The sequence below is a fragment of the Paenibacillus sp. OT2-17 genome (genome assembly GCF_009827695.1).
Classification (GTDB): domain Bacteria; phylum Bacillota; class Bacilli; order Paenibacillales; family Paenibacillaceae; genus Paenibacillus; species Paenibacillus polymyxa_B.
Map to the genome: position 1 here is coordinate 1 of NZ_WUDQ01000267.1, position 4,944 is coordinate 4,944.

Here is a 4,944-nt window from a genome sequence, read left to right on the forward strand (position 1 = left end):
GCGTGGCTCTGTAACAACTGGAATGTCGAGTCCAGTGACCTTGCGTGCCGTCTCAATAACTTCTTTCACAGAGAAGCCCTGTCCATTGCCCAAGTTGAATACGTTGCTGTCATTGCCTTCGCGCAAGTAATTTACTGCACGCACATGAGCATCCGCCAGGTCACTCACGTGAATGTAATCCCGAATACACGTGCCGTCAGGTGTCGCATAATCCTCACCAAACACAGCGATGTGTGGACGCTGTTTCAAGGCTGTCTGGAGCACCAACGGGATCAGATGGCTTTCTGGTCGGTGATCTTCACCGATCTTGCCGCTCTCATGCGCACCAGCCGCATTAAAATACCGTAAAGACACATATTTGATGCCTAAAACTTTGTCAAACCACGACATCATGCGCTCCATCATCAGCTTTGTTTCACCATACACGTTGGTTGGCTCTGTACGGTCACCCTCTTCAATCGGTACCTTTTCCGGTTCGCCGTAGGTAGCCGCAGTAGAGGAAAACACGATTCGGCGCACTCCAGCATCCTTCATTGCCTCCAGCAAGCTCAGCGTGCCAAATACATTGTTGTCATAATATTTACCAGGATTTTGCATACTTTCTCCAACCAGCGAGTTGGCTGCAAAATGGATAACTGCGTCGATACTATTTTCAGAGAACAGTTTGGACAGTAGTTCTTTATCCCTCAAATCCCCTTCATACAACTTGCCTCCAAGCAATGCTGCTTTGTGCCCGGTTTGCAAATTATCCAGAACCACAACTTCTTCTCCCAGATCCAACAATTCTGCTACGGTATGTGAACCGATATATCCAGCTCCACCTGTGACTAAAATGGCCATGTTATTCGTCCTCCTTCAGTTCTTTAACTCCGTCTCCTGCCTTGCATACATAAAAGCTGGCTTCCAGCCCTGTGCGGGTCTGATAAGCTTCGCCGACTTCCTTCACAAAACGTTCCACATCGTTCTCATGAACCAATGAAACCGTACAACCTCCAAATCCGGCTCCTGTCATACGAGCACCCAGCGTGCCAGGAATGCGCCGTGCTTCTTCAACCATGACGTCCAGCTCCGTGCAGCTGACCTCATACAAATCGCGTAATGAATCATGAGAAGCATTCATTAACTGACCAAAAGCTGCAAGTTCATTCGCCGCGAGAGCATCAACAGAGGCCAACACACGAGCGTTTTCCTCCACCACATGCTGTGCCCGCCGACGCACTGTTTGGTCCGCGATGTGATGCTGAAGCTCTCCGAAACGCGCCTCATCCAGCTGAGCGAGGTATTCCAGTGACGGTTCCTGCTGCTGCAAAATGGACAGTGCTTCGGCACATTGACTACGACGCTCGTTATAGGCTGAGTCCACCAAACCGCGACGCTTGTTTGTATTGCCGATCACGAGCTTATAAGCCCCCGTGCGGAATGGCACTTTACGGTAATCCAACGTATCGCACATCAGTAGAATTGCATGATCAGCTGCTCCGTTCGCTACAGCGAACTGGTCCATAATGCCGCAATTGACACCAACATAATTGTTTTCTGCCCGCTGGGACAACAAAGCGATTTCGACCGTATCTGTTTCCTGTTTTTCGATCGTGAGAAACGCGTATCCTGTAACAACCTCAATGGAGGCTGAGGAGGATAATCCAGCACCATTCGGTATTTCTCCATGATAGAGCAGGTCATATCCGTTAGACGGATAAACTCCCTTTTCAGCCAACTCCACCAGCACACCCACCGGATAGTCCACCCACTCATCCGTTTTGTTTTTACCTATTTCTCCACGGGGGATAGACACTTCATACGACAGGTTTGTTGAAGCAAAATGAATTTCATCATCATTGCGCGCACGAAGGATTAGCGTCGTTCCGAATTCCAGCGCAGCCGGGAGTACATAACCACCGTTATAGTCGATATGCTCTCCAATCAGATTGACACGTCCAGGTGCATGAAATATCCGCAGTTCATTGCTGCTTTCACCATATTTCTCAATAAAATGTTTCTTTAATTCAGTAGAGTTCATATCCGCATCCACCTCATATACCGTTAGTAAAGGTCCCCCTGACTTCCCTGTAACATCTTAATCAGGTTGACATCTCTTATGATTTCAGTATAAATGAAAGCGTCACACAATGTAATGCATCCATGTGTTTAAGCTATGGATAAATGTGACTTGGATATGTACAATGTAAGTATACCGCATCCGCTAAACCATTCACAAATGCAGGAAGGATGACCCTATTTTGCAAGCGTATTCATATAGTTATGCCGTCGCCTCTAATCCGGTGTTTTATGAAAATAGCCCGCTGCATGTGCTTTTTGCAGGAGAGAGCCAAACCAAATCCGGTCATGCCGTAGGGCCGAAAATCTATGATTACTATCTGCTACACTTTGTAGAATCGGGCAGAGGTATCTTTCGAACGGAACAGCACACATATCAGCTTGAAGAAAACGATTTTTTCCTTATTCATCCCGGTCAGCTGGTGAGCTATACCTCTGATGAAGAGAAACCGTGGCGTTATCGTTGGTCTGCGTTTACCGGGCACCATACTGAGCAGGTGGTACAGGAGGCAGGGCTGCGTGTTCACCAGCCTGTCTTCCATGCTTCCGATCAGAGTCCCATCCCCGGTTATTTGGAACAAATGCAATTGGCCTTTTACAGCAGAAAATCTAGTTCTCATCTTTCAGCCTTGGGCTATTTGTATCTGATTATGGGGGAAGCAGGCAATTACCTGAGTGACTGGGCTGATCCGTCCGGGGCGGATTCGCAAATTCAACGTACAGTCAAGCAGATGGTGCAATATATGTCCACTCAGTACGCACATCCCGTTTCCATTGAGCAAATGTCTGAAGGACTTGGTTATAACCGTGCGTATTTGTCACGGATATTCAAAAAGGAAACGGGCATCTCCCCCGTCACCTATCTGCTTAAGCTAAGAATCGACAAATCACGTCAACTGCTGCGTGAGCGTCCTGAACTATCGGTAGAGCAAGTGGCCGCTTCGGTCGGACTAACCGATGCCTTATATTTCTCACGTCAATTCAAGCGCTTCTGTGGTCAGTCTCCAACCGAGTACCGAAGCAAGGTTAAGCAGTACCCACAGTCGTAAAGCAGACTTAAACAGCCCGCATCCTTCAAACGGATGCGGGCTGTTGGTTATATATTGTATAAGAGGATGCGAAATTAGGCCGATGACTACAGATTAACTTTCACCATAAGGCTGTGCCGCCGTCCTGTCAGTTCCCGGCATTCAGAATCGAATCAATTCGATCCAGTTCCTCCTGAGAAAAGTCCAGATTGGATAAGGTAGCAACATTTTCTTCAATTTGGCATACACGGCTTGCCCCAATCAAGACAGAGGTCAGACGTTCGCCGCGCAGAGCCCAGGCCAGCGAGAATTGAGCCAAACTTTGTCCGCGTGCAGCAGCCATCTGATTCAGGGCGCGTACCTTGCGAAGTGTCTCTGGCGTTACATGGTTCTCATTCAGGAAAACCGATGTACTCGCTGCACGTGAATCCTCGGGGATTCCGTTCAAATATTTATTGGTCAGCAACCCCTGAGCCAGCGGGCAAAAGGCAATGCTGCCTACCCCGTTTTCGTCCAGTACATCTTGTAATCCGTTTTCAATCCAGCGGTCGAGCAAGGAGTATTTCGGCTGATGAATCAGAAGCGGTGTTCCCAGCTCCTTCAGAATGCGAGCTGCTTCTGCTGTTTGCTCCGCACTATAATTGGACACACCCACATACAGCGCTTTGCCTGAACGTACGATATGATCCAGTGCTCCCATCGTTTCTTCCAGCGGCGTATTAGGATCAAATCGGTGAGAGTAGAATATATCGACATAGTCCAGCCCCATCCGCTTCAGGCTCTGATCCAGACTAGATATCATATACTTGCGAGATCCCCAGTCACCATAAGGCCCTGCCCACATATTGTAGCCCGCTTTGGTGGAGATGACCAACTCATCCCGGTACGGTTTCATATCACTGGCTAATACTTGTCCAAAAAACTCCTCAGCTGATCCCGCAGGAGGGCCATAGTTATTAGCTAAATCAAAATGCGTAATTCCCAGATCAAAGGAGCGAGTAATCATGCTACGGCCATTCTCCGCGTTGTTAATTCCGCCAAAATTGTGCCACAAGCCCAGCGAAATAGCCGGCAGTTTTAGACCTGATCTCCCTGTACGGTTATATTTCATACTTTCATAACGATCTTCGCCAGCTAAATAAACCATGCTATCCCAGCCTCTCTCGAAACATTGTAATGTTCATCACAACATCATCATAGCGCTTTTATTCAGGCGTTGACAAGAAAACGATTACAGACCTAATTGATGAGCAAGTTTTTCCATAACTTTACCGATTGGATCGGTGATCAAAAGATCCGCCTTATGATCATACGAGGTGGGATCTGTATTCAGCAGCACCGTATGTTTACCACGAAAATAAGTAATCAAGCCCGCAGCAGGATGTACTGTCAGCGACGTTCCTCCAATTAACAGCAAATCAGCCTGCGAAATAGCCTGAACGGATTGAATAATGGTATCCTGATTCAGCTCCTCCTCATATAAAACGACATCCGGTTTGATAATTCCTCCATCTATCGGACATTTGGGTACAACCTCAGAGCTGTTTATCACTTCATCTAGACTGTAAAAGCGTCCGCATTCCATACAGTGGTTGCGATGCACCGAGCCATGAAGTTCTAGTACATTCACACTACCTGCCGCCTGATGTAATCCGTCAATATTTTGTGTCACAACCGCTTTAAGGAGGCCTTGCTTTTCCAATAACGCGAGGAAATGATGGCAACCGTTCGGCTCCGCATCGGGATGCAGCATTTTGCTACGATAGAAGTCGAAGAACACTTCAGGATGCTTCACAAAAAATGAACGGCTAAGCATAACCTCAGGGGAATAAGGCAATTTCTCCTCACTTTGATACAG

General features: G+C 47.6%; 5 protein-coding genes. 1 reads left to right on the top strand and 4 read right to left on the bottom strand.

Features of this window, described 5'->3' with window-relative positions:
- Nucleotides 1–840: UDP-glucose 4-epimerase GalE (galE, locus tag GRP75_RS19175; protein WP_160790076.1), on the bottom strand; the 840-nt coding region annotated here is incomplete at its 3' end.
- A 1-nt stretch (nt 841) separates the two neighbouring features.
- On the bottom strand, nt 842–2,020 hold the full coding sequence (locus tag GRP75_RS19180; protein ID WP_076295862.1) for a galactokinase: 1,179 nt from the start codon (nt 2,018–2,020) through the stop codon (nt 842–844).
- Nucleotides 2,021–2,240: 220 nt separating this feature from the next.
- On the opposite strand from GRP75_RS19180, the gene GRP75_RS19185 reads away from it, so the two are divergent.
- Complete coding sequence (locus tag GRP75_RS19185; RefSeq protein WP_160790077.1) at nt 2,241–3,107, top strand: AraC family transcriptional regulator; 867 nt, start codon at nt 2,241–2,243, stop codon at nt 3,105–3,107.
- 127 nt (nt 3,108–3,234) lie between these two features.
- Here the strand turns inward: GRP75_RS19185 and mgrA are convergent, their stop codons facing one another.
- Both mgrA and GRP75_RS19195 read right to left on the bottom strand, forming a co-directional pair.
- Nucleotides 3,235–4,233 (bottom strand): L-glyceraldehyde 3-phosphate reductase, encoded by a 999-nt coding sequence (mgrA, locus tag GRP75_RS19190; RefSeq protein WP_160790078.1) that lies wholly within the window; start codon nt 4,231–4,233, stop codon nt 3,235–3,237.
- An 84-nt stretch (nt 4,234–4,317) separates the two neighbouring features.
- Nucleotides 4,318–4,944, bottom strand: a 627-nt coding sequence (locus GRP75_RS19195; protein ID WP_160790079.1) for an NAD-dependent protein deacylase, incomplete at its 5' end; no start/stop codon positions are given.

Coding starts and splice junctions, on each gene's coding strand:
- GRP75_RS19180 (WP_076295862.1), bottom strand. CDS start 2,020: ATGAACTCTACTGAATTAAAGAAACATTTTATTGAGAAATATGGTGAA.
- mgrA (WP_160790078.1), bottom strand. CDS start 4,233: ATGGTTTATTTAGCTGGCGAAGATCGTTATGAAAGTATGAAATATAAC.